Annotated in this window: 23 protein-coding genes and 2 tRNA genes; 7 read left to right on the top strand and 18 right to left on the bottom strand. The window is 58.0% G+C overall.

Annotated features, from left to right (window positions below; all coding sequences use genetic code 11):
- Window positions 1-38: 38 nt before the first annotated feature.
- The 4 genes from glpX to Q1B46_RS02610 all read left to right on the top strand — a co-directional run bounded on the left by glpX (window position 39) and on the right by Q1B46_RS02610 (window position 3,135).
- The gene (gene glpX / locus Q1B46_RS02625) at window positions 39-1,016 is read left to right on the top strand and encodes a class II fructose-bisphosphatase (RefSeq protein WP_299944431.1); all 978 of its coding nucleotides are present in this window, start codon (window positions 39-41) and stop codon (window positions 1,014-1,016) included.
- 96 nt (window positions 1,017-1,112) lie between these two features.
- Window positions 1,113-2,855, top strand: coding sequence for a single-stranded-DNA-specific exonuclease RecJ (recJ, locus tag Q1B46_RS02620; protein ID WP_299944429.1), 1,743 nt, complete (start codon window positions 1,113-1,115; stop codon window positions 2,853-2,855).
- A gap of 109 nt (window positions 2,856-2,964) precedes the next feature.
- Window positions 2,965-3,039, top strand: a tRNA-Glu gene (locus Q1B46_RS02615).
- A 21-nt stretch (window positions 3,040-3,060) separates the two neighbouring features.
- Window positions 3,061-3,135: transfer RNA gene (locus tag Q1B46_RS02610), tRNA-Glu, on the top strand.
- A gap of 135 nt (window positions 3,136-3,270) precedes the next feature.
- On the opposite strand, the gene Q1B46_RS02605 is transcribed toward Q1B46_RS02610, so the two are convergent.
- The 11 genes from Q1B46_RS02605 to Q1B46_RS02555 form a co-directional block, all read right to left on the bottom strand.
- The gene (locus tag Q1B46_RS02605) at window positions 3,271-4,377 is read right to left on the bottom strand and encodes an alpha-hydroxy acid oxidase (protein ID WP_299944428.1); all 1,107 of its coding nucleotides are present in this window, start codon (window positions 4,375-4,377) and stop codon (window positions 3,271-3,273) included.
- Entirely contained in the window at window positions 4,377-4,931 is a 555-nt protein-coding gene (gene comE / locus Q1B46_RS02600) for a sulfopyruvate decarboxylase subunit beta (protein WP_299944426.1), read from the bottom strand. The genes Q1B46_RS02605 and comE overlap by 1 nt, the downstream gene beginning before the upstream one ends.
- Entirely contained in the window at window positions 4,928-5,434 is a 507-nt protein-coding gene (comD, locus tag Q1B46_RS02595) for a sulfopyruvate decarboxylase subunit alpha (protein WP_299659627.1), read from the bottom strand. The genes comE and comD overlap by 4 nt, the downstream gene beginning before the upstream one ends.
- 60 nt (window positions 5,435-5,494) lie before the next feature.
- Window positions 5,495-5,905, bottom strand: coding sequence for a universal stress protein (locus Q1B46_RS02590; RefSeq protein ID WP_299944423.1), 411 nt, complete (start codon window positions 5,903-5,905; stop codon window positions 5,495-5,497).
- Window positions 5,906-5,935: 30 nt separating this feature from the next.
- Window positions 5,936-6,916, bottom strand: a complete 981-nt coding sequence (locus Q1B46_RS02585) for an alcohol dehydrogenase catalytic domain-containing protein (RefSeq protein ID WP_299944421.1) — start codon at window positions 6,914-6,916, stop codon at window positions 5,936-5,938.
- Complete coding sequence (locus tag Q1B46_RS02580) at window positions 6,913-7,674, bottom strand: SDR family oxidoreductase (RefSeq protein WP_299944419.1); 762 nt, start codon at window positions 7,672-7,674, stop codon at window positions 6,913-6,915. Before Q1B46_RS02580 ends, Q1B46_RS02585 begins: the two co-directional genes overlap by 4 nt.
- Window positions 7,667-8,974, bottom strand: a complete 1,308-nt coding sequence (gene hisD, locus Q1B46_RS02575; protein WP_299944417.1) for a histidinol dehydrogenase — start codon at window positions 8,972-8,974, stop codon at window positions 7,667-7,669. The genes Q1B46_RS02580 and hisD overlap by 8 nt, the downstream gene beginning before the upstream one ends.
- 12 nt (window positions 8,975-8,986) lie before the next feature.
- Window positions 8,987-10,315 (bottom strand): TRAP transporter large permease, encoded by a 1,329-nt coding sequence (locus tag Q1B46_RS02570; RefSeq protein WP_299944415.1) that lies wholly within the window; start codon window positions 10,313-10,315, stop codon window positions 8,987-8,989.
- An 11-nt stretch (window positions 10,316-10,326) separates the two neighbouring features.
- Window positions 10,327-10,839, bottom strand: coding sequence for a TRAP transporter small permease (locus Q1B46_RS02565; protein ID WP_299944413.1), 513 nt, complete (start codon window positions 10,837-10,839; stop codon window positions 10,327-10,329).
- 111 nt (window positions 10,840-10,950) lie between these two features.
- Window positions 10,951-12,096, bottom strand: a complete 1,146-nt coding sequence (locus Q1B46_RS02560) for a TRAP transporter substrate-binding protein (protein ID WP_299944411.1) — start codon at window positions 12,094-12,096, stop codon at window positions 10,951-10,953.
- Between the two features lie 22 nt (window positions 12,097-12,118).
- Window positions 12,119-12,304 (bottom strand): hypothetical protein, encoded by a 186-nt coding sequence (locus Q1B46_RS02555; protein ID WP_299944409.1) that lies wholly within the window; start codon window positions 12,302-12,304, stop codon window positions 12,119-12,121.
- Between the two features lie 132 nt (window positions 12,305-12,436).
- Here Q1B46_RS02555 and Q1B46_RS02550 point away from each other — a divergent pair, with 132 nt between their 5' ends.
- The gene (locus Q1B46_RS02550) at window positions 12,437-13,465 is read left to right on the top strand and encodes a LacI family DNA-binding transcriptional regulator (protein ID WP_299944407.1); all 1,029 of its coding nucleotides are present in this window, start codon (window positions 12,437-12,439) and stop codon (window positions 13,463-13,465) included.
- Between the two features lie 207 nt (window positions 13,466-13,672).
- Here Q1B46_RS02550 and Q1B46_RS02545 read toward each other — a convergent pair whose 3' ends face one another.
- The 6 genes from Q1B46_RS02545 to Q1B46_RS02520 all read right to left on the bottom strand — a co-directional run bounded on the left by Q1B46_RS02545 (window position 13,673) and on the right by Q1B46_RS02520 (window position 20,709).
- Window positions 13,673-15,115, bottom strand: coding sequence for a glycosyltransferase family 39 protein (locus tag Q1B46_RS02545; protein ID WP_299944406.1), 1,443 nt, complete (start codon window positions 15,113-15,115; stop codon window positions 13,673-13,675).
- Window positions 15,116-15,273: 158 nt separating this feature from the next.
- Window positions 15,274-15,798, bottom strand: coding sequence for a DUF2478 domain-containing protein (locus Q1B46_RS02540; RefSeq protein WP_299944405.1), 525 nt, complete (start codon window positions 15,796-15,798; stop codon window positions 15,274-15,276).
- A 71-nt stretch (window positions 15,799-15,869) separates the two neighbouring features.
- The gene (locus Q1B46_RS02535; protein WP_299944404.1) at window positions 15,870-16,535 is read right to left on the bottom strand and encodes an NnrU family protein; all 666 of its coding nucleotides are present in this window, start codon (window positions 16,533-16,535) and stop codon (window positions 15,870-15,872) included.
- Between the two features lie 103 nt (window positions 16,536-16,638).
- Window positions 16,639-18,702: an ABC transporter permease subunit gene (locus Q1B46_RS02530; protein ID WP_299944402.1), complete on the bottom strand. Its 2,064-nt coding sequence runs from the start codon at window positions 18,700-18,702 to the stop codon at window positions 16,639-16,641.
- Window positions 18,699-19,748, bottom strand: a complete 1,050-nt coding sequence (locus tag Q1B46_RS02525) for a betaine/proline/choline family ABC transporter ATP-binding protein (protein WP_299944400.1) — start codon at window positions 19,746-19,748, stop codon at window positions 18,699-18,701. The genes Q1B46_RS02530 and Q1B46_RS02525 overlap by 4 nt, the downstream gene beginning before the upstream one ends.
- Window positions 19,749-19,758: 10 nt before the next feature.
- Complete coding sequence (locus tag Q1B46_RS02520; protein ID WP_299944399.1) at window positions 19,759-20,709, bottom strand: ABC transporter substrate-binding protein; 951 nt, start codon at window positions 20,707-20,709, stop codon at window positions 19,759-19,761.
- Window positions 20,710-21,047: 338 nt separating this feature from the next.
- On the opposite strand from Q1B46_RS02520, the gene Q1B46_RS02515 reads away from it, so the two are divergent.
- Entirely contained in the window at window positions 21,048-21,710 is a 663-nt protein-coding gene (locus tag Q1B46_RS02515; protein ID WP_299944398.1) for a DNA-3-methyladenine glycosylase I, read from the top strand.
- 42 nt (window positions 21,711-21,752) lie between these two features.
- The gene (locus Q1B46_RS02510) at window positions 21,753-22,439 is read left to right on the top strand and encodes a hypothetical protein (RefSeq protein WP_299944397.1); all 687 of its coding nucleotides are present in this window, start codon (window positions 21,753-21,755) and stop codon (window positions 22,437-22,439) included.
- A 2-nt stretch (window positions 22,440-22,441) separates the two neighbouring features.
- On the opposite strand, the gene Q1B46_RS02505 is transcribed toward Q1B46_RS02510, so the two are convergent.
- Entirely contained in the window at window positions 22,442-22,849 is a 408-nt protein-coding gene (locus Q1B46_RS02505) for a cytochrome c (RefSeq protein WP_299944396.1), read from the bottom strand.
- Between the last annotated feature and the right edge of the window lie 45 nt (window positions 22,850-22,894).

Raw genomic sequence — 22,894 nt, 5'->3', positions numbered from 1 at the left:
CGGAAGTCACGGCTTTATTGACCTGAGGATACGAACACATGAGTGCTGCCAAGATCGACTTTAACGACCGCCTGCTGTCTCTGGGCCTTGCGCGAGTGGCGGAACAGGCCGCGCTGGCGTCTGCCTCATTGGTTGGGCGAGGCGACGAAAAAGCTGCCGATCAGGCTGCCGTGAACGCCATGCGCGAGCAATTGAACCTGCTGGATATCGCGGGCGTCGTCGTCATCGGTGAAGGTGAACGCGACGAAGCGCCAATGCTTTACATCGGGGAAGAGGTCGGCACGGGTGACGGCCCGGGCGTGGACATCGCTCTGGACCCGCTGGAAGGCACAACGCTGACCGCCAAGGATATGCCAAACGCACTGACCGTGATTGCAATGGGGCCTCGTGGTTCGATGCTTCACGCGCCAGATGTGTATATGGACAAACTGGCTGTCGGGCCGGGCTATCCCGACAACGTCGTCAATCTGGACATGAGCCCGCGCGAACGTGTCGAGGCACTGGCCAAGGCCAAAGGCTGCGCGCCTGCCGATATCACCGTGTGTATCCTTGAACGTCCGCGTCATGAGGCAATGATCGCCGAGGTGCGGGACACAGGTGCATCGATCCGCCTGATCACGGATGGTGACGTGGCCGGTGTAATGCATTGCGCTGAAAGCGAAGTGACCGGCATCGACATGTATATGGGTCAAGGCGGCGCGCCCGAGGGTGTGCTGGCTGCTGCCGCTCTGAAATGCATGGGGGGGCAGATCTTTGGTCGTCTGTTGTTCCGTAATGATGACGAGCGTGGTCGCGCGGCCAAGGCAGGCATCACCGATCTTGACCGGGTTTACACGCGTGATGAGATGGTAACGGCGGATGTGATCTTTGCCGCGACGGGCGTGACCGGAGGCTCTCTGCTGCCGCGCATCAAGCGTGAGCCGGGTTGGGTAGAGACAACGACGCTGCTGATGCGGTCCAAGACCGGTTCGGTCCGTCGCATGTCTTATCGCACGCCAATGTGGTCGCATACGTAAAGATAGCGGCTTGCGCCGCTGCCTTCGGCGACCGTATTTTCAACAAGAAGAAGGGCCGGATCCGCCAGGGTTCGGCCTTGGTGCATGAGGTGAGATGTGGCGTTTCTGGGTGTTGAGCAATCGTTGACAGGACGGCGCTGGGTCGGGCCGGGGGTCGAGATCGAGCGGGCGGCTGAGATGATGGCGCAACAGACCGACCTGCCGCGCGCCGTCTGTCAGGTGCTGGCACGGCGCGGTGTTCCGGTTATGGAGGCACCTGGGTTTTTGGAACCCAAGCTGAAGGAATTGTTGCCCGACCCACGCCTCATGAAAGATACCGAGCGCGCCGCAGCCCGATTTCTGGAGGCCGTGCGGAAGCGGCAAAAGATCGCGGTGTTTGCCGATTATGATGTGGACGGGGGCAGCTCGGCTGCGTTGTTGCTGGTCTGGCTGCGCCAGATGGGGCTTGCCGCAACGCTGTATGTGCCCGACCGGATCGATGAGGGATATGGGCCGAATGTGCCTGCCATGCAGGAATTGGCAGCCAATCATGATCTGATCATTTGCGTGGATTGCGGGACGCTCAGCCACGATCCGATCGCGGCGGCGAAAGGTGCCGATGTGATCGTTCTGGATCATCACCTTGGCGGGGAAACCCTGCCCGATTGTGTGGCTGTGGTGAATCCGAACCGACAGGATGAAAGCGGTGATCTGGGGTATCTCTGCGCCGCTGCGGTCGTGTTCCTGATGCTGGTCGAAGCGGGCCGTCAACTGCGCGACGCCGGAGCCAAGGGGCCAGATCTGATGGCGATGCTGGATCTGGTGGCGTTGGCCACGGTGGCGGATGTCGCGCCGCTGATTGACGCCAACCGGGCGCTGGTTCGGCAGGGGCTGAAAGTGATGACCCGGAGGCAGAGGCCGGGATTGGTCGCGTTGTCGGACGTCGCACGTATGGATACCGCGCCCAGCAGCTATCATCTGGGGTTTCTGCTGGGACCACGCGTGAATGCCGGCGGGCGTATTGGGCAGGCCGATCTGGGCGCGCGGTTGTTGAGCACGGATTCCGTCACCGAAGCCCAAGCTTTGTCTGAACGGCTGGATACCCTGAACTCGGAACGACGCGAGATCGAGAGTGCGGTACGCGCAGCTGCCATGGCGCAAGCCGAGGAACGCGGGTTGGACGCACCGCTGGTCTGGGCCGCAGATGACGGTTGGCACCCCGGTGTCGTTGGCATCGTCGCATCACGACTGAAAGAGACCGCAAACCGCCCTGCTATCGTGATCGGCTTTGACGGGGATGAGGGCAAAGGTTCGGGCCGGTCGATCTCTGGCGTCGATCTGGGCGCGTCGATCCAGCGCCTTGCGACCGAGGGGCTGCTGGTCAAGGGCGGCGGCCACAAGATGGCAGCTGGTCTGACGGTGATGCGCGATCAATTGGAGCCAGCAATGGCCCGCCTGTCGGAGCTGCTGGCCAAGCAGGGCGCAGGACAAGGTGGCCCTGCCGATCTAAGGTTGGACGGGACGCTGATGCCGGGTGCAGCCACCGTCGACCTGATCGAGCAGATTGAAAAGGCGGGCCCTTTTGGGGCCGGAGCCCCTGCCCCACGCTATGCCCTGCCTGATCTGCAGGTGCGCTTTGCCAAGCGCGTGGGCGAGACGCATCTGAAACTGTCCCTGTCCGACGGAATGTCCGGTGGGTTGGACGCCATCGCCTTTGGCGCATTCGATGGACCCTTGGGTGATCGTCTGTCCAATCACGGAGGTGCTCGGTTCCATTTTGCTGGCCGGCTTGAGGTCAATTCATGGGGCGGGCGGCAGAGCGTGCAACTGCGGCTGGAGGACGCGGCAGAGGCCGTCTGACGCTTGTTTCGACATGCCTCTGAAATGGCCAAAAAAGTTTCGCATCCCTGCGCTTTTCGTCTTGCGGGGGGGGAAGGTAAACCGTAAAAGGCCCTCCACAAGCCAGCGTGGCCCGTTCGTCTATCGGTTAGGACGCCAGGTTTTCAACCTGGAAAGAGGGGTTCGATTCCCCTACGGGCTACCACTTTGCTTGTCTGGACCAAGTGGCCCGTTCGTCTATCGGTTAGGACGCCAGGTTTTCAACCTGGAAAGAGGGGTTCGATTCCCCTACGGGCTACCATTGACAGCAAATTCTCATACGATTGCAAAGCCTTAACTGCATCGCCCCAAATGGTGGCATTCATCTTTGGCAGCAACAATCAGAACGTTGTTAGATACACATAAAATCGCGCTCGCCTGCCAGACGAGACTTACACTACCTGCGCCAACTTTCGCCGCTCAGTGTTGTTTGCCCGGTCTGTGCCATGGCGGCACTCAACTCCTGGCTTAGAACGTCCCAGAGTTGATTTAGACCCGCCTCGCCAGCCGCCGCTATGGCGTATTGCAGGATTCTTCCGACAAAGACGAAATCTGCCCCTACCAAAAGAGCTTTGAGAACATCTTCGCCCGATCGAATGCCGCTATCGTAAAAAATGGGGAAATCTGGCCCGAGCTCAGCGCGGATTTTTGCAAGTATTTCAATCGGTGCCGGAGCGGATTCCAGCTGCCGCGCGCCGTGGCTGGAGACTTCTATTGCGTCGACACCTGCTGACATCAACGCGCGAGCGTCTTCAACATCCAGTACGCCTTTTACTACCAGCTTGCCGGGCCACGCATCGCGCAGCTGTGCCAGCGTATCCCAAGTGGCGCGCGCACGACTTTCGGTCCGATCGAATTCATAGCCCTCCATCTCGAAATTCGCCATCGTCGGCTTGCCCTTGAACAAGGTGTTCAAGGACCATCGAGGGTGCAGAGCAAAGTCGATGAACTGGCGCGGGCCGATCCGAAACGGCATCTTAAACCCATGGCGCAACTCGCGCGGGCGGCGGCCAACTTCGGGCACATCGACGGTCAGGACCAACACATCATAGCCCGCGAATTTCGCCCGCTCGACCAGCTTGAATGTACCTGTGCCGTCTCCGCTGAAATAAAGCTGAAACCACGCATTACCTTCGGCCTCGGCTATGATTTCCTCCATTGAGGTTGATGCCACTGTCGATACGACATGGGGTACTCGGTAGCGCGCCGCCAACCGCGCCATCATCATATCGGCACCCGGGGCAGCAAGGTTGCACATCCCCATGGGCGCAATTCCAAAAGGCCGATCTGCATCAAGGCCAAAAATCTGCGACGTCAGCGATCGCTGACTTACATCGCGCAGAATGCGCGGGCGCAGCGTGATTGCATCCAGGGCGGCACGATTTCGTGCCACCCCCGTTTCTTGTCCTGCAGCGCCGTCAATATAGTCAAACACCATCCACGGCAGCCTGCGGCGGGCAAGGCGTCGCGCATCCTCCGCCGAATGAATGGCGCTTGCGGCCATCAGGCCTGAACGGCCTTCATGAAGCGGTCGCGAATGACTACGGGGTCCATGGTGATTGGTGGCATCTTGGCATTGCCGCTTTCACACTTGCTGACGATAATGGTCATCTGATTTGCATCCAGTGCCTCTTGCAGGACACGGCCGGTATCCTCGGCGGCGCATTCAATAACCCGCTCACATCCCGCAGCCTCGGCCATCTTGGATAGCGAGGTTTTTTGTCCCGCATAAGTCGGCTGATCCCCGGTCGATCCGTAAGAGCCATTGTCCACAATCAAGAGGATGTAGTTATCGGCCACATTATTGGCGATGGTTGGCAAGGTGCCCAGATTGGTCAGGATCGAGCCGTCACCATCAATCACGATCACAGGTTTGGGCTGTGACAATGCCAGCCCCAGCCCAATGGACGAGGCCAGACCCATGGTTCCCAGCATGTAAAAGTTGGAGGGCTGGTCGTCGATGGCGTGTAGTTCCTGGCTGGGAATACCAATATTGCAGACAACCAATTGATCACGCAGGATCGGAGCGATTTCCTTAAGAATTTCAGAACGGATCATTGGTCGCCGTAGCCTCCCCAGAAATTGGCGTCGGTCAGGATGGCGACCGGCTTATTGCACATGAAGGTGTATTTCAGGATCGCGTCCAGTTCTTCGACATCAGATTGATGGTGGAAGTGATAGGTCGGGATATTGAGCTGAGCCAACAGCGCCTTGGTGTGGACTGCCATTTCGACCTGGCAGGCGATGGGTTCACGCAGCTCACCCCGATACGAAATCAACATGGGCAACGGCATCCGGTAATACTGAATTAATGTCGCCAGAGTGTTGATCGTCACACCGATGGCCGTGTTCTGCATGATGATCGCCGGGCGTTTGCCGCCCATCCACGCCCCAGCACACAGGCCCATACCTTCATCTTCTTTGTTCGAAGGGATGTGAAAAATCTCGTCTCGCGCATCGATCATTTCGATTACGCCCGCAAGTTGTTTACAAGGTACGGTAGTCACAAACGAGACATCATTCGCAACCAGATCGTCTGTTATCTTTTTGTCTATATCCATTTCCGGAATATCAGTCCTGTTTGAAGCGCAGCGCGCGATTTAGAGTGTCGGTGTTCATCTTCAGGCGGTGCGGCAGACATGCACAGCGCAAGGCGCATGACGGATTACCCGAGCAGCCGTGGTCCCAAGAAAAAAGTCGCTGAGACCCGGCTTGTGAGAGCCGACAACGATGCAATCCACACCATGTTCTTCTGCATATTCAAGGATGGCACGGTAAGAACGGCCTTTGACCATCTCGGCTGCCACGTTGTCATGGCCAGCCGTTTTCTCGGTCAGCCGCTTACGGGCATTTTCCCAACCATCATGCACAGCGTCTTTATCCAGATACGCGCTGACAGAGCTGTGTGGCGCCTCATAGACGTGCAGGGCGGTGATCTTCCCGCCCGGATTGCACAAGGTCTTTGCGGCAGCAAGGGTTGTGCCAGAAACGCCGTGGTCCAGCGCCATGGGAACCAGAACTTTGTCGTACATGTGTGCTCTCCGTTTTCTTGGGCAGGCTGCTTACGCCCAGGGATCAAGGATAATCTTGGGCGCGGCCACTGAACCAGATCTCAGGTCTTGAAAAGCGGTAGCACCGTCAGACAAAGGGCGCAACTCGGGCCAATCCAGTGGCCCGAGGCGGCCATCGAAGATTGCGCGCGCTGTGTCCTGAAAATCCTGCGCAGTATAGGTATAGGTGCCGATGAACGTGATCTCCTGCAACGTCATGCGACGGATATCCAGGCCACCGGCATCCTCGCCAAGGCCTACATGCGCAATGACCCCGCCGGGAGCTGTGACCGCTGAGGCGGTCGCGCGAGTGGCTGCATTGCCAACCGCGTCCACGACCAGAGGCACCGCGCCCTGAAACTGGTCGATTGTCTGCTGGCCGCAGCGCTCTGTCAGAAAGGCCCGACGCGCCGGATTGGGTTCCTGAACGATGACGTCATCCACCCCCATCGCCCGCAGCGCAAGCGCCGCCGCCAGACCGATGGCACCACCACCGATGACCAGAGCGCGACGGTCCATCGCTGGAGATAGCGCTTCCAACGCAAGCCGCACGGCATGCCAACTTACCGCCAGCGGTTCCGTCAATGCAGCCTTTTCCAAAGGTACGTCATCTGGCACCAGAACCATATTGCGATCCGGGATGGCCACAAACTGCGTAAAAGCCCCCTCGCGCGGGGGCATCGAGATGATCTGGCGGTTGGGACAAAGGTTCTCGTGCCTCGAAACACAGGCATTGCATGTGCCGCAAGTGACCAACGGATTTATGGTCACACGTTGACCATCACGCTGACCACCAGTGATAACACCAGCTGCCTCGTGCCCAAGGATGAGGGGCGCGGGTCGGCGGGCGTCGTGCCCAAGATAGGCATGCATGTCAGATCCGCAGATGCCAGAGGCATGAATGCGGATCAGATGCTCCCCTTCCTGAGCTGCCGCCATGGGCACCTCTTGGAAGCCAAGCGTCTCTACCCCTTCGTAAACCAAAGCTTTCATTTCGCCGTAAACCCCCCGTCCACCATCAGGATTTGACCGGTTACATAGACCGACGCCTCAGAGCACAGGAAAAGCAGCGGGCCATCGATATCCTCAAGCCGACCATTGCGGCCGATACAGGTTTGTGCCGCATTGCCAGCTGCGCGCGCCTCGTCACTGAACACGGGCTGTGTCAGTTCGGTTGGAAAAAAGCCCGGCCCGATCGCATTGGCGGTGATACCGAACGAAGACCAGGCCTCTGCCATCGCACGGGTCAGTTGGCCGACCCCTCCCTTGCTCGCCCCATAGGCGATGCCGCCGGGAAAGGCACGGGAAGTCTGAAGCGAAGCAAAGTTGACGATCCGCCCCCAGCCTCGTTCCTTCATGGCGGGCACCAAGGCCTGACTTAGAAAGAAGGGGGCTGACAGGTTTATCGCCAGCGTCTTGTCCCATTCCGCAGTCGTGACTTCATCCGCTGGCTGCCGGGTGTTTAATCCAGCAGCATGTACAACGATATCCGGGGCGCCAAAGGGTTGGGAAATCCCAGCTGCCAACGTCTGCGCCCTACTAGGGTCCGCTACATCCGCCTGCACATATGCGGCGTCTGAACCAATCTCAGAACAGAGGCTTTCCAATGCCTCGGCCCGGCGTGCAACGGCCACCACCTGTGCCCCTGCCGCCGCTAGGGCCATCGCCGCCTGTCTTCCCAGCCCTGAACTGGCGCCGGTCACGCAGGCGGTCCGGCCCTTCAGATCAAACAGTTCGCGCGGATCAGCCATTCGCAGTCAGATCAAAGATTTCGTCCGGGAAATACTTGGCCAACCGGACGTCTGCAGCACGCGCATGGCCCTCCATCCCTTCAAGCCGCGCAATCCGAGCAGTGGCCTCTGCCACCGGTTTGGAGCCCTCACGGGTGGCCCGCTGCCAGGTCACGATCTTCATGTATTTGTGGACCGACAACCCGCCCGTATAGTTCGCGGCGCGAGACGTTGGCAGCACGTGGTTCGTACCCGCCGCTTTGTCGCCGTAGGAAACCGTGGTCTCTTCACCCAGAAACAGAGAACCGTAGCAGGTTAGTTGATCAAGCCACCAATCCAGATCTTCAGCTTGCACCGTCAGATGCTCGGGCGCGTATTCGTCAGAACAGGCTGCCATGTCCTCGCGATCCGCGCACAGGATAACTTCGGCATAGTCACGCCAAGCTGCAGCAGCATTCTCGCGGTTCACCTCGGGCAATTCGTTTATGTAGGCAGGCACCAGCCGCATGACATCTTCCGCCAGATCACGGTTATCAGTCACCAGCCAAACCGGTGAGTTGTAGCCGTGTTCTGCCTGGCTCACCAAATCGGTGGCCACGATATGTGGATCAGCGGTTGAGTCGGCAAGGATCAGGCTATCTGTCGGTCCTGCGATCATGTCGATACCAACGCGGCCAAACAGTATCCGTTTCGCTTCGGCGACAAACTGATTGCCGGGGCCGACAAGAATGTTCGCCTTGGGCAGCCCGAACAGACCAAAGGTCATTGCCGCAACCCCTTGAACGCCACCCATCGCCATAATCTTGTCCGCACCGCAAATATGCGCCGCATAGATGATGGCAGGTGCAACCCCTACACCGGCATGCGGTGGCGAACAGGCGGTAATATGTTTGCAACCCGCGACCTTGGCAGTTGTCACCGTCATTATTGCGCTGGCGATATGGCTGTATCGCCCGCCCGGCACGTAGCAACCAGCTGCATCCACAGGGATCGCTTTCTGACCCGTTGTAAAACCCGGCGATATTTCAATCTCGACATCGTGCACCGTGCTTTTCTGCAGCTCAGCAAATCGACGCACGTTATTATGTGAAAAGCGGATATCGGCCTTTAGCTTTTCAGGCACGAGGGCGCAAGCAGCCTCGATCTCATCGGGCGTCAACAATACGCTGCCCTCGTACTTGTCGAACTTTGTGGCATATTCCAATGCTTTGGCGTCACCCCCAGCCTCAATGTCGTTCAGGATGTCCTGTACGATTTTGTGGGTCTCGGACGCGTCTGACTTGGGGGTCAGATCGGCCTTTTTCAGATATTCGCGGGTCATTGCCAGAAAATCCTATTTGTAGATATCGGGAAGCAGCGTGGTCGAGATCGGCGGGAAGTATGCAATCAACAGCACCACAATCAACATTGTCAGCACGAATGGAATAGCGCGTGCCGCGATCTTGAGGATGGACTCACCCGTGATGCCGGAGACAACAAATAGGTTCAACCCCAAGGGAGGTGTGATGAATCCGACGCCCAGCGCGGTGATCATCATGATACAGAACTGAATCTCATTCATTCCGATATTGTCGGCCAATGGCTTCAGGATTGGGGCCAGGATGACGATGTTAGGCGTTGTTTCCATGACGCACCCTGCCGCGATCAGGATACAGATCATCAGCAATATCAGCAGCATTGGATCATCGGTCAGACCTGTGACCGCCGTCACGAAACCTTGCGGCACGCCCATAATTGCCAGTGCTTCTGCCAACGGGGCAGAGAATGCGATGATTGGAAGGATCACACCATTCACCTTGGCCGAACTGACCAGCATCGCCGGAAAATCAGACAACTTCAAAGTGCCCAGAATGAAACCCATCACGATGGTAACAACCACCGCCGTCGCGCCCGCTTCGGTCGGGGTCAGGCGGCCCGAGAAAATACCGTAGAAAATGATCCCGGGTACAATAAACGCATACCAGCCGGATTTCAGGGACTGACCAAGGTTACCAAACCATTCGCCCAGGCCCATGTTGCCCCCGGTTTCATAGACATAAAGCCGGTTCATGATGATGTTTGTGAACAGGATCGAAACCAAAATCGCAATGCCGGGGATCAGCGCCGCCAGGAACAGGGTCGAGGCTGAGATACCCAGCACCAGACCGATGATGATGTATGCGATCGAGGGCGGGATCAGGATACCGGTACAGGCCCCTGCAGCCACCAACGCACAGGCATAGGGTCGTGGGTATCCACTTTCCACGAGCCGCGCGATCGTCATCCGCCCCACCGCTGCCGCGCCCGCCGCGTCAGAGCCGGAGATCGCAGCAAACATTCCGCAGACAAGTACCGTGGCCGATCCGAAACCGCCGCGTGTCCAACAGGTTAGCGCCTCTGCGACATCAAGGAACTTCTTGCTTAGCCCGGTCCTTACAAGGACATCTCCGGTCAGGATGAAAAGCGGCACCGCTGTCAATGCAAAGGCGTCGATGCCGGTGAACAGGCTTTCACCAATCGCGCTCAACGGAAGGTCGCCAGACATGACCAGCATGACAATTGCAGCGGTGCCAATCGCGGCCCAAACCGGAACGGCCAATGCGATCAGGCCAACGAATAGAATGACGGGCAGATAAAAATCCCAACCCAGCTCGACCGTTTGATTGAGGGAATTCCAGAGCATTCGCGTTCTCCTCAGTCAAACAGCTTGTCGCCTTCGAAAACGGGTGTACCGTCACGAAGGGATTTAAAATCGCGCATCAGGGATTGGATCAGGCGCCAGATCATCAGCCCGAACCCGGTTGGAACTGCCATCAGAAACCAGGCTTTGGACACCCGCAGCCCGTCGGTGACCGAACCGAATTTGGCTGAAACGTGAACGGCCTCATAGGACCAGTAGAGCGCGATGACCGCCACACCCAGCATCACCAGATCGCCGAATATATACAGAACCGCCTTTGGGCGCTGCCCCATATAGTGCATCAGCACGTCGATACGGATATGGGCGCGTTCCTTGACCGCGGCCGCCGCTCCGATCCATGCGAGGTAGATGAAAGAATAGCGAACAATTTCTTCGCCCCAGATCGAGGAAAACGCAAAAATCTCGCGCCGCAGCACCTCGATCGCCATGGTAATGACGAGCATTACGTAGAACACCAATAACAACCAGCGTTCGGCATCGCGGTCGATCTTTTGCAATAAGGTCATATCCAGCCCCGGTCCCTGACAGCGAAAGCTATGCCGGTCCACCTGGACCGCCGCCATCTGGTTGAATGTGGAGAAGAGGGCGAAGGGCGTCCTGCCCCTCTCCCAACTGAGTTACGCGTCGTTGACGTAGTACTTGCCCTGCGTACCGGCCGCTTCGACCAGCTTGTCGAAATTCTCCATCGAGCCTGCCAGTTCGGTCTTGAAGGGGTCCCATTCCGAGCGCTGGTAGCCTCCGGCATCTTGCCACTCGGCCAGTTGATCGTCAGACAGCGAATGGAATTGAACGCCTGCTTTGTTCAGCTCTGCCATTGCAAAGGCCCGAGCCGAAGGAACTTTGGCCAGATTCTGATGGCTGGTCATTTCCGAGCCCCACATGATTCCGTCCTGTACGTCGGCTGGCATTGAATTGAACCATTCAAGGTTACAGGAATAGACCTGACTGTCAGGAACCGCCTGCGTGAAGGTAACATTGCTAAGAATGTCTTTGAACCCAAAGACATAAAGCGCGCCAACCGACGGGTCGAGCGCATCCGCCACACCTTGCTTGATCGCCGATGGTGTCTCACCCCAGGCAACCGGAGTGGGGTTCGCGCCAGCCATCCGATAATACTGCTGTAGCATTTTTGATCCCGGCACGCGGAATTTCACACCGCTCATGTCAGACGGGGTCATAATGGCATTTCCACCCTGCCGCACGGCGACAACACGCGGGTCAATTACAACGTAGAACAAGGCCTTGAACCCGGCGGCCTCGACCTTGGGATGAACTTCGTTTTTCCATGTGTCCGAATGCACAAGGTTTGTGAACCGCTGGTTCGAGCCGCAAAGATACGGCATGTTGATCAGATCGACGGTTGACGCAAAGGGGGCGAAATTCGACAGCGAATGCTGCGCCGCCTGAATGGTGCCACCCTGGACCTTCTGAACCAGTGCTCCACCCGCGCCCAACTGCCCACCGGGGGCCAATTTGACGTAAACCTTGCCATTAGTCGCGTTCTGGATGTTTTCTTTCAGATCCAATTGCATGATCGGATAGCTGCGCGACGCGCCCATGACGTATGCCGTGGCAACAGTCATTACGTGCTCGGCGGCTTTTTCGCGCTCGCTTTCTTCCTTGGCGGTCTGTGCTGCCGCCTCTGATGACCACAGTATCCCTCCGGCGCCAGCCACGAGTGCCGCAGTGAACGAGCCCGTTGTGGCCAGTTTCAGAAAATTCCGGCGCTCAGCAGATTTGAGGCCATCCTTGCCATTAGTCATTGTCTTCCTCCCATGAAATCAGTCAGCTGCCGTTTTTGTTTTTGTGGTCAGCCTCTTGCTTGAGAATGGCCATCACGAACAAAATCGAGGCAGCGAACAGAACCAGCATCTCGCCGACATCTCCCAAAAACCCACCACCGCCGAAGGCGCCCAAGGCCACATTGGCAAAGAACACGGCAAATACGGCGGCGGAGGCCCAGAGAAACATCACAAAAATCCCAGTTTGTTATCTCAAACATATTTGTAAGCGCTTACATTCATAATGCAAGCGCTTACATGAATGGATGGCAAATATGCTTTTTTGTGATAAGACGGATTTCAGATAAACCGCAGGCACCGCATGGGAAAAACCCGCTCAGCTCCGACACTTAACGACGTCGCAAAGGCGGCGGGTGTTTCGACCGCGACGGTCTCGCGCTGCTTGAACTCACCCAAACAGGTGATCGAATCCACCCGCAAGCGCGTTATGCACGCGGTCGAATCGTTGGGTTACACGCCGAATTTCGCAGCCCGCGTTATGGCGGCGAATCGAAGCTTTACGATCGGTGCAATAATACCAACGATGGACAACGCGATCTTTGCGCGCGGGCTGCAGGAGTTTCAGGATCAGCTTCGCGAGAGTGGATATACGCTCCTGGTGTCCAGCTCTGCCTACGACCCTGATATCGAGCAAGAACAGATACGCGCCCTCGTCGCCCGTGGCGCGGACGGGTTGCTGCTGATTGGGTTTGCGCGGGACGCAGGTATCTACAAGTATCTCGAACAGCACCAGATTCCCTCGCTGGTTGCGTGGTCCTACGATCCAACGATGCCGCGACCTTCGGTCGGTTTCAGCAACACGGATGCCATGGGGGAACTGGCCCAGAGGGTGATTTCAGTTGGCCACCGACGGATCGCAATGATCTCAGGAAAAACACAAGGCAATGACCGTGCACAAAGTAGGGTCGAGGGCGTCAAACAGGCCATGGCTGATAACGATCTCGACGCGGACGCGTTGACACTGATTGAAACGACATACGACATTGAGAAGGGTGCCGACGCCTTTAGGCAGCTCATGGACGTCAGGCCAAGGCCGACGGCGGTGATTTGCGGCAATGATGTACTTGCCGCCGGAGCCCTGCGCGAGGCACACAGGCTTAGCATTCAAATCCCCGATCAGGTTTCGATAACCGGTTTCGATGACATCGAATTAGCAGAAATTGTAAGCCCGGCCCTGACCACCGTTCATGTTCCACATCGCGAAATGGGACGCAAGGCAGCGCTTGAATTGATCGCAATGGTTGAAGGTAAATCCGAAGGGCGTTCGATTTGCATAAATACCAGGCTTGTCATTCGTCATTCTTTAGCCGCCGCCCCGGATCTTTCCTGACGATGGGATCAGAAGACTTCCGCCCCAATCAGTGATACTGGATACCCTTTGAACGGAGAGCATCTCACGCGGTTTCGCCCAAGGAATGCCCGCTCAGAGGTGGGCAAAACGCAGTAACGAAGCACCCGGTTTTGCAACTTTCTGGTCGGGTAGTTAAGCATCTGACGCTCTAGGCGGCTTTCCTGCACAGCTTAAGAATAAGAAAATCTACTTTATGGCCGGGGCGAAGGACAGCGACATCACTTCGCCGTCGTCAAATCGATAAGGGGCTGTCAACGTCACAACACTGGCCGGGTCGATGTCTTTGGGGGCCTTCCGGCCCACCTCCCAAACCCGCAAAATCGGGCCAGTCAGGCTCATATCCCGGTCGCTATGAATTGGCCGATCAGGGGCCAGATAGGCCATATTACCCGCGAGCCAGTTATGGGCGACGATCATGCTTTCGGGTGGGGTCTGTTCTAATATTTGTGGTGTAAGCACGGCGAATGGGGCGGCCCGCTTGGCGTTCCCGGCAAGGTTATGATGCAGCATACCCATGACGATCAAAACGGCCAGCCCGGCGCTGATCTGGCTGAATCGGCGTATACCGGACTGTCTAATCTTTGGGGAAAGCCAAAGCACAATCGCTGGACCAGCAAACAGCAAAGATGGTTGCAGCCAGCGGTCTTTTACATTGGTTGTGCCGCTGATGATCACAAGCAGCCCCATCAGAACCAATGCCCAAAACACGGTTCGCAACATGAAACGTAGAAGATCATCGGCCGCGATTGACGTCGCCTGCCGCCGGTGGACCAGCCAGAGAAACCCCATGACCAACAGCAACAGCGCCACGAACCCCAAGGCAGCCAAGACAAGCTCGGCCAAGCCCTGCGCGGTGGTCATCAGTGTGAGCCCGTCATCAGCCATGTCGAGTTTGCGCACGCTCTCAAACGCTATGGCCTGATTGTTCAGGATCCACATCATGGGGGTCGACATCAGCAGGGCTGCGAGTCCGGCTGACAGCAAAATTCGGGCTGACAAAAAGGGTTTACGCGTCTCAGGGTAGCTAAGGGCTGCGAGAAGTATGGCGATTAGCGCGATGGAATAGTTGTATTTGGATAGCCCGCCTGCCGCCATAACCACCCCGAGCAGAACATACCCCCTTGTCGTGGGGTTTCGGATCAGGCCCCAGATCACCGCGAAACTCAGGACCGAGCATAGATTGGCGAGCACCGTATGCGTCAAGGCGCGCTGTGATTCCCAGCTGAACTGATAAAGCATCAACAAGGACAGGATCGAAATCCCCGCAACTACCGGATTTTGTCTGGTTCGAATTGTCAGATAAAGCGCAGTTACCGTCGCCAGCAATATTCCGTTCTTCAGCAATGACAGCCCAAGCAACCCAGGGCCCGTGATCTGAAAAACCAGCCATTGCAGCCAGACGTAAAGCGGCAGTTGCGGTCCGTATCCCCAGCTCAATTCGCGGGCATCCAGCAGGATCTCGGCTTCATCCAGACCCAGCGCTCCGCCGGTTGCAAGCCGCACGCCGACGTGCAGTATGAAATAGCCGCCGAACAGCCAAAGCCAAAATGTGTCGGTTTCCACCAACGACCCGATCCGACCGGAATCATTGGATGGCGAAGGGTACGAACCTGTCAGGGGATGGCTCATGATACGCCCCGAATAAACCGGCGTGTCTTTACGCTTTCAGACGGCCGGATTGCTTCCCTGGCCGAAGCTAGACCCGATGCAACGGGTCATGTCCAGTTTTTTTCACGTTCTCGTGTAGGCCTCGAAGGGCATTCGGTACAGCGACCAGTTTCGGGTAATCAGGCGGTCTGCTGCGTTTCAATTTGGCTGAGGCTACCAAGCCAATCCGTCAAGCGATCGATGTCCGGTTCAAGTGCGTCGGCCATGCCGTCGGCGAATTCCTGAAACCGTTCGATATTCAACTGGTTGAGACCCACCAACACTGGAATCCCGCGCTCTAACGCGTCCGCGATAATTGGGCGAAATCCACGCCCATCGGCTTCGTGCTTGCCGAACTTGTTGATGATCAGCAATCGCGGAGCATTGTTCAGCGACTGGGTCACCAACCCCACCGCCCGCTCAAGTTCGGCCGGGTCCAGACGGCAGCCGCGTGCGTTCTTGCCAAGTGATTGTGAGATGCGAATGGTTTCACCGGTGGGCAGCACCTTCAGGTCCATATCGCACTTATACCCGTCGGCACATTCGGTGTTGGTTTGCACCACACCGGCCAACGGCGTCCCCGCGTCTGTCAAAGCCTCGGCAAAGGCGCTGAGCAGGCGGTCTGTCGCGCCGCGATCGGTGGTTGTGACATAGGCCAGATGCATTTTAGACCTCAAGATTTCGAATGGTGATGGATCAGATAGCACGGGCCGGGCAGTTCGGCCACTCTTGTGCGTTAGGGCAGCGGAGAAAGTCCGATCACAGCTTCGTGCAGATGAAAAACCACCGCATATGTGGCGATGGCCGTCAGCCAAACCCAAGGGCGTGGCCAAGGGAGCGGCGCACGCAGGGACAGGCGCGCTGTGTTGCGGGACAGGCGGTGCCATTCCGGGCCCATAACCCGCACATTACGACGGTCGATCAGCACCATGCCCATCCCAGCGAAACCCGCGAACAAGCCAAACAAGATAACATGCGACAGGCTGCCATTTGCCAGCAGGTGGGCGACAGCCCACAGCAGCAGTGCCAAAAGGATCGGATGGCGTGTGGTGCGCAGAATACCGGGGTTTGCTGGGTCGAAAGGTTGGTGCCCCAGCCCGCCAAATGAAAACGGGTTTTGGATCGACAGGCCTGCTATGGCCAACCAGCAAACGACGGGCATGATCAGCACAGGTAGCCAGCGAAAAAGGATAAGCGGCGGGATCACCTCAACATAGGGCGCATTAGCAGCGGCGATGATCAGCCAGCCCAAAACCGCCAGAGATACCAGTGAATAAGCGGCGAAATATCCCGTACGGCCAAGCGTGCCGATCAACCAGCCACGCACTGCGGGGCGCGCCGGGATCATATGGGTCAGCAGGAAAGCGGCAAGTGCCGCGAGGAATAGGCCCCAACCGGTCATGTTAACCTCCGAACATGTTGCCACGGGCTTAGGTCAGCCAGAGGCACAGGTCTTTGTCCGAAATCAAGTAGGGTTTGGGGCGGTTGCCCGCCCCTGCCCTGCCTTAAAGGCCCAGCGCTTTGCGACGTTCCTCGGCAAAGCCCTGCACCATGCGATCGGCGATCAGAGCCAGTATGGCCATGGCGGCCCCTGCCGAGATACCAAGCCCGACATCCGCCTGACCCAGCGCCAGATAAATTGACTGGCCCAGACCGGTGGTGCCGATCAGCGCTGCGATCACCAGCATCGCGAAGGCATAGAGGATGGTCTGGTTCAACCCCAGCAGGATGGTCGGAGCAGCATAGGGCGCACGCACGTCACGCATGATCTGCCACTCGGTCGCGCCGCTGGAAATGGCGGCCTCCATCATTTCCTCGGGTGTGTTGACCAGCCCGTGCCGCGTGTAGCGGATCATCGGGACGATCGCATAGGCACAAATCGCAAGGAAGGCCGAGAACTCGCCGATCTGGAAGACCATCAACACCGGGATCAGGAACACGAACAGCGGGATCGTCTGCAGCATGTCGCAAATCGGGCGGACAATAGTCCAGACTGGTTTCCAGACAGCACTGGCCAAACCGATCAACCCGCCCAGTACAGCGCAAGAGAATACCGCAGCACCGCTGAGGTAGAGAGACAGCAGCGCCCTCTCCCACAAGCCCGAGACGAGAATGGTACAAAGCAGCCCCACAGAAAGCGCGGCAAGACGCCAGCCACCCGCAACCCAACCCAACGCCGCAGCGCCAGTCAGAACAAAGGGCCAAGGCAGGTTGGCAATGCCAGTTTCTAGCATTCCGATCAGGATCAAAGCCACCAACCCGCCGGTCAGATGTCCACGCCACGCCATCAGCAGAGCAACAACCGTACCGGCGGCGAACAAGCCCCAGCTCATGCTCGGGGTCCACTGGAACCCCCATGTGAACGGCAGAACCGCCTGATCCAAACCGATCCGCAGAGGTAACAATACATAGAAGAGTGAGTTGTTCTTGAGCGCATCCAACCACGGCCCGTTGGCCTGCGTGAACGCAGTCAGGCTGCTGTCAATCGCGCCAGCCATCGGGTCCAGAACGGTCAGGTCAGACGGGTTCGGCAGCCAGGCCCAGAAGGCCGCAGTGAACAGAACCGCAAAGCCCAGCACCGCCCAAACGACGCGCTTGTCATAGCGTTTGCGTTCAGTCGCCAAAGTGCCGCTCATCCGGTCGATCACAACGGCAAAGACAACGATGACCAGACCGGCCATCAGGGACTCACCGAATTGCGCCTTGCGCATGGTCAGCAGGACCTCCCAGCCGATATCGTTGAAGCCACCGATGACGGCAGCGATGATGACCATCGACAAGGCGGCCATCAGGCATTGGTTCACGCCGACCATGATTTGCGTCGTGGCCGCCGGGATTTCGACTTGAAACAGCTGTTGGAAACGGGTCCCGCCGGACATTATGGCGGCCTCTTTGATCTCGGACTCCACCCGTTCCAGCCCCAGCATCACGTTGCGTGCCATGGGCGGGGCTGCGTAGATGGCCGAGGCGATCAGGCCAACCACCGGGCCAAAGCCAAAGAGCAGCAGCAGCGGCGTCAGATAGGCGAATGTCGGCACTGTTTGCATGATGTCCAGCACTGCCTGCACGAACACCTTCACCCGGGGCACCTCATTGGCGAGGATGCCGATCGCGCCGCCCATGATCAGCGCCACAGGGACAGATACGGCAACAAGGGCCAGCGTATTCATGCTTTCAGCCCAATAGCCCGAGGCCAGCACGAAGCTGAGGCCAATAAAGCCCAACGCCGCCATCGGCAAACCGCCCAGATACCAGCCCAAGGCGGTAACGATACCGATGAGGATTGGCCAAGGCGTGTTGCCCAGCGCGTAGTTGGCTGCATCCATCGGATAGGTCATCAGATCCGAGAACAGCCGCATGGCCGGTTTGATGCCATTCAAAAACCAGTCCAGAAACGCCCCGACCCATTGGGTTGCAGGCAATTCCCACGCGGTGGGCCATTTGACCAGCCAGGGGGCCACGCCCTCAAGCGCGAGGCAAACCGCGCCAACAATCACGGTGATCAGCGCAGCCTGCGCCCCTGCGGTCAAGCGCGCCTGTGGTACAGGCAGGTCCGTCACCGCAGTCATGCTTCATCCACCTGCAAAGCTGCAGCCAGATCGGACGGATGCACCGTGCCGACAATATTGCCGTCTACATCGCGGACGGGCACGGGCTCATAAAGCTTCATGCAATGTGCAAGCGCTGCATCCAGTGTCATTGATGTGGTCAGGCCCGGATCATCCGGACCACGCTCCTCATCTTCGCGCATGACAGAGGCGACTTTCGCGTGCTGGCCTTTGGCCACATCCTTCGAGAATTCGCGCACGTAGTCGTCCACCGGGCGCAGTACGATATCCGTGGGAGTGCCGATCTGAACGATCTTGCCATCGCGCATGATGGCGATCCGGTCGGCCAGTTTCAGCGCCTCTTGGATGTCGTGAGTGATGAAGACGATGGATTTCTTCAACGTCGCCTGAATGCGCAGGAACTCATCCTGCAACTGGCGGCGGATCAACGGGTCGAGGGCCGAAAATGGCTCGTCCAGAAACCAGATGTCAGGATTCACCGCAAGGCTGCGTGCGATCCCCACACGCTGGCGCTGGCCGCCAGAAAGTTGCCGGGGGAAGCTGTCTTCGCGTCCCTCAAGACCGACCAATGTGATCACTTCCTGTGCGCGCGCCATTCGTTCCTTCTTACTCACGCCCTGTACACGCAGCGGATAAGCCACATTTTCGGCCACGGTCATATGCGGGAAAAGACCGAAATGCTGGAACACCATGCCCAGCTTTTTGCGGCGCAGATCGGTCAGCACCTTCTTGGAGGCACCTATGACGTTCTCGCCATCCACACGGATTTCACCGCCCGTTCCGGGCAGCAGTTGCGAAATGCAGCGGATCAGCGTCGATTTACCCGAGCCCGAAAGGCCCATGATGACGAAGAGCTCGCCTTCTTTGACCTCGAAATTGGCGTCCTGAACGGCGGGGATAAACCCTTGTTCACGCAGATCGGTGGCAGCTTTGTCGGCGTCATTCCCTGACCGAGACAGCGCGTCGGTCAGGGCTTTGTCGGCACCGGGGCCAAACACCTGCCAGAGATTCTGGCAGGCGATGGCTGGCGTATTCACGTCGATCACTTAGGCTGGCTCACTGCGTTGCCGCGTCAACTACCGGACGCCATTTGCCTTCGTTCTCGGCCATCCATGTCGCGACCACTTCTTCGACTGCGCCGCCATCCACGTCGATCGCACCCATCATCGGCTGTTGGTCTTCAACCGCCAACTGATAGTTGGTCAGGATTTCATAAGCGGCGGGCCACTTGTCAGCCATACCGCTCCAACCGGCCTTGAATATGCGCGAGGGTGAGAAGTCGCAATCATTTATCGCATTGGGGTTCGGACCCCAGGACGGATCGTTAAAGCACGCTTCTTCACCTGCAGGCAGTTCGACAAACTGTACGTCATAAGCCGACATCGCCCAGTGCGGCTGCCAGAAGGTGATCAGCAACGGCGACTTGCGTTCGGTCGAAGCGCGCAGTTCGGCAATCAAAGCGCCTTCGGAACCGGCAGGAACGGCTTTGAAAGGCAGCTCAAGACCGGTCATGCGGTCAGCACCGGGTGTACCCCAATCCGCCGGATAGTCGACCAGTCGGCCACCGGGCAGCGTTTCAGCCGTGGCAAAGACCTGAGCACATTCTTTCAGCGCTTCCCAAGCGGGCAGACCCGGGCACAGATCGGCCACGTGGGCGGGATAGGCAATGCCCTCTTTCGCATTCAGGCCCAGATCACCGATTTCAACCACGGTGCCTTCGTCGACTTTCTTGGCATATTCATCGGATACGTTGGACGACCAGATTTCCAGTGTGGCGTCGATATCGCCATCCGCCAGTGCCTGGAACTGGTTCATCATGCCAGCGGTCACATATTCGACGTTGTAACCTGCGGCTTTCAGCATCTCGCCCGCCACGTGGGTGGTGACATGCTGACCGGTCCATTCGTTGATCGCCAGCTTGATCGGCTCGTCCACTGCGCCCATATCGGCGGCATGGGCCGACCCGGCAACGGCGATGGCCAAAAGGCTTACGCTTAGCTTTTTCATGAGTTTGCTCCCTGTTTTGTTCTGTGTGCCCTTCGGTCGCGCCCTTCCGCGTCCGGGGAATTCCGTGGTGACAGCACCAGTCGCAACATGCACAAATTCGGCTGGAAAAGGAAAGGGATCAGTGTCGTCCGCCGCAACTTTCTACGCCGATTTCGAACCAACCCTATCTCTCAGCCCCATCCGCAGTGTGACGCTTGCGCCCGGTACCGTACATTCGGACAGGTTAAGGATATTGATTGATCAGTCAATTATAAAACTGCACCAGCGTAATACTACCATGATCCCCTTGCCAGACCGGCCTGAATAAGACCAACCTTACAGAGGGGAGGGATCGGGCGATGCATCACTTTGACGACATTTTTAGAATGGCCGCCGACCGTCATGGCGGGGCCCAGGCGCTTGAGGCCAAACTGGGAAAACCGAAATCTGCGGCCGAGCTTGCTGGCTTGCCTGAGGATCGGTGGCTGTCAATCATCACCAAAACGGTTTTTCAGGCGGGGTTCAGCTGGAAGGTCATCGAAGCAAAATGGGACGGGTTCGAGACCGCCTTTAACGGCTTTGATGTCGGGCGCTGCGCTTTCATGGATGATGAAAAATTCGATTCTCTGCTGCAAGATACAAGAATCGTGCGCAACGGAACCAAGATCGCTGCGGTACGCGACAACGCAGCCTTCCTGCTGGAATTGCGAGAGGAAGGCGGTGCAGGATCGGTACTGGGCGGTTGGCCATCGACCGATTTCATCGGCTTGCTGGCGATGCTGGGCAAACGTGGTTCGCGGCTGGGCGGCACGACCGCTCAGTTTGCGATGCGCTTTGCCGGACGAGACGGTTTTATGCTGTCCCACGATGTGACTGCGCGGCTGATAGCCGAAGGGGTCATCGACAAACCAGCCACGTCGAAGAAAGCGCTGACTGCAGTTCAGGGGGCGTTCAACACATGGATGGATCAATCCGGGCGTTCACTGACAGAAATCAGCCGGGTTCTTGCGATGAGCCTGTGAAAACGGCTTGCAGAGAAAGACGGGCGTATTAGGCTTTAACCCATGGCCCGCCCGTTCCTAATTTTAATCCTTTTGTTTTTTACATCCTGCGGTCGCCCTCTGACCGATCACGAACGTGCGTTTGCCGCGAACATTCAGGGCGATACGCTGAACCTTGATCGCGTGCGCCTAGTCGAGGGTGCGCCGGTCGCAGCGATCACCTATGAACGCAAGGTCCGGCCCCGGCTTGCCTGCCGTGAGCGGATTCTGCCGCCAGTGACGGAGGAAACTGTCACCGGCAGGCCCGCCGCCGTGGCGCTGTTCAATCGAGTGTATTTCACCCGTGACTGGTATCTGGACGATTACATGACGCAATATCCCGAGCGGGTGAATCTGATCGCCGCGATGCTGCTGGCCCATGAATTGACCCATGTCTGGCAGTGGCAGAACCGCGCCGTCACAGGCTATCACCCCCTTCGCGCCGCAGCAGAGCATGGGCGAAACGATGACCCCTACCTGTTCGATCTGGGTAATTCGCCCGACTTCCTGTCGTACGGATTTGAACAACAAGGCGCGATCGTCGAGGAATACGTCTGCTGCCGCGCGCTGGACCCCGATGCACCGCGCACCAAACGACTGCATGATATGCTGAGCACTCATTTCGATGTCGCGGCACTCCCCGGCAACAAGCGCGAAAGTGCTGTGCAATTGCCATGGGCCGGGGCCCAGATTGAGGGCATCTGCCGCTGAGCTCACCCTTCTTGCAGAGTTTTCAGATAGGCGACCAGGTCGGCAATGGGCTTACTAGTCAGAATCGGCTGTCCGGCAGGGGTTTTGATCGCAGTGTCATTGCCCTCAAAATAGGGTCCGTAGACAGGCATGGGGCTGCCGTGGCTGACCAATGGGTCACGCCCGTCGATCCGTGCCACCACACGAGCGGTTGGAAATACGCCCTCCGCATCGGCCAAAGTCCTCAGGTTCGTTGGTTGGATTACCAGCACTCCAGCCATCGGGCCATGCCCGGTTGCGTCCAGCCCACGACATGTGGCGCAATAGTGTTGATAGAGCTCAGTCCCAATCTCGACGTCCTGCGCCAAAGCGGGGTGCGACATCGCTGTAAGTACCACCAGCGAGACTGCGCCAAGTATCGATCGGACCATCGCTTTTCTCCCTTCAGCCTTGCACATCAAGACTTGCCCGACGGG

The organism is uncultured Ruegeria sp., from assembly GCF_947500045.1.
Taxonomy (GTDB): domain Bacteria; phylum Pseudomonadota; class Alphaproteobacteria; order Rhodobacterales; family Rhodobacteraceae; genus Ruegeria.
This window is presented reverse-complemented; position numbering and strand designations above follow the sequence as displayed.

Coding starts and splice junctions, on each gene's coding strand:
- glpX (WP_299944431.1), top strand. CDS start 39: ATGAGTGCTGCCAAGATCGACTTTAACGACCGCCTGCTGTCTCTGGGC.
- Q1B46_RS02605 (WP_299944428.1), bottom strand. CDS start 4,377: ATGGCCGCAAGCGCCATTCATTCGGCGGAGGATGCGCGACGCCTTGCC.
- comE (WP_299944426.1), bottom strand. CDS start 4,931: ATGATCCGTTCTGAAATTCTTAAGGAAATCGCTCCGATCCTGCGTGAT.
- comD (WP_299659627.1), bottom strand. CDS start 5,434: ATGGATATAGACAAAAAGATAACAGACGATCTGGTTGCGAATGATGTC.
- Q1B46_RS02590 (WP_299944423.1), bottom strand. CDS start 5,905: ATGTACGACAAAGTTCTGGTTCCCATGGCGCTGGACCACGGCGTTTCT.
- Q1B46_RS02585 (WP_299944421.1), bottom strand. CDS start 6,916: ATGAAAGCTTTGGTTTACGAAGGGGTAGAGACGCTTGGCTTCCAAGAG.
- Q1B46_RS02580 (WP_299944419.1), bottom strand. CDS start 7,674: ATGGCTGATCCGCGCGAACTGTTTGATCTGAAGGGCCGGACCGCCTGC.
- hisD (WP_299944417.1), bottom strand. CDS start 8,974: ATGACCCGCGAATATCTGAAAAAGGCCGATCTGACCCCCAAGTCAGAC.
- Q1B46_RS02570 (WP_299944415.1), bottom strand. CDS start 10,315: ATGCTCTGGAATTCCCTCAATCAAACGGTCGAGCTGGGTTGGGATTTT.
- Q1B46_RS02565 (WP_299944413.1), bottom strand. CDS start 10,839: ATGACCTTATTGCAAAAGATCGACCGCGATGCCGAACGCTGGTTGTTA.
- Q1B46_RS02560 (WP_299944411.1), bottom strand. CDS start 12,096: ATGACTAATGGCAAGGATGGCCTCAAATCTGCTGAGCGCCGGAATTTT.
- Q1B46_RS02555 (WP_299944409.1), bottom strand. CDS start 12,304: ATGTTTCTCTGGGCCTCCGCCGCCGTATTTGCCGTGTTCTTTGCCAAT.
- Q1B46_RS02550 (WP_299944407.1), top strand. CDS start 12,437: ATGGGAAAAACCCGCTCAGCTCCGACACTTAACGACGTCGCAAAGGCG.
- Q1B46_RS02545 (WP_299944406.1), bottom strand. CDS start 15,115: ATGAGCCATCCCCTGACAGGTTCGTACCCTTCGCCATCCAATGATTCC.
- Q1B46_RS02540 (WP_299944405.1), bottom strand. CDS start 15,798: ATGCATCTGGCCTATGTCACAACCACCGATCGCGGCGCGACAGACCGC.
- Q1B46_RS02535 (WP_299944404.1), bottom strand. CDS start 16,535: ATGACCGGTTGGGGCCTATTCCTCGCGGCACTTGCCGCTTTCCTGCTG.
- Q1B46_RS02530 (WP_299944402.1), bottom strand. CDS start 18,702: ATGACTGCGGTGACGGACCTGCCTGTACCACAGGCGCGCTTGACCGCA.
- Q1B46_RS02520 (WP_299944399.1), bottom strand. CDS start 20,709: ATGAAAAAGCTAAGCGTAAGCCTTTTGGCCATCGCCGTTGCCGGGTCG.
- Q1B46_RS02515 (WP_299944398.1), top strand. CDS start 21,048: ATGCATCACTTTGACGACATTTTTAGAATGGCCGCCGACCGTCATGGC.
- Q1B46_RS02510 (WP_299944397.1), top strand. CDS start 21,753: ATGGCCCGCCCGTTCCTAATTTTAATCCTTTTGTTTTTTACATCCTGC.
- Q1B46_RS02505 (WP_299944396.1), bottom strand. CDS start 22,849: ATGGTCCGATCGATACTTGGCGCAGTCTCGCTGGTGGTACTTACAGCG.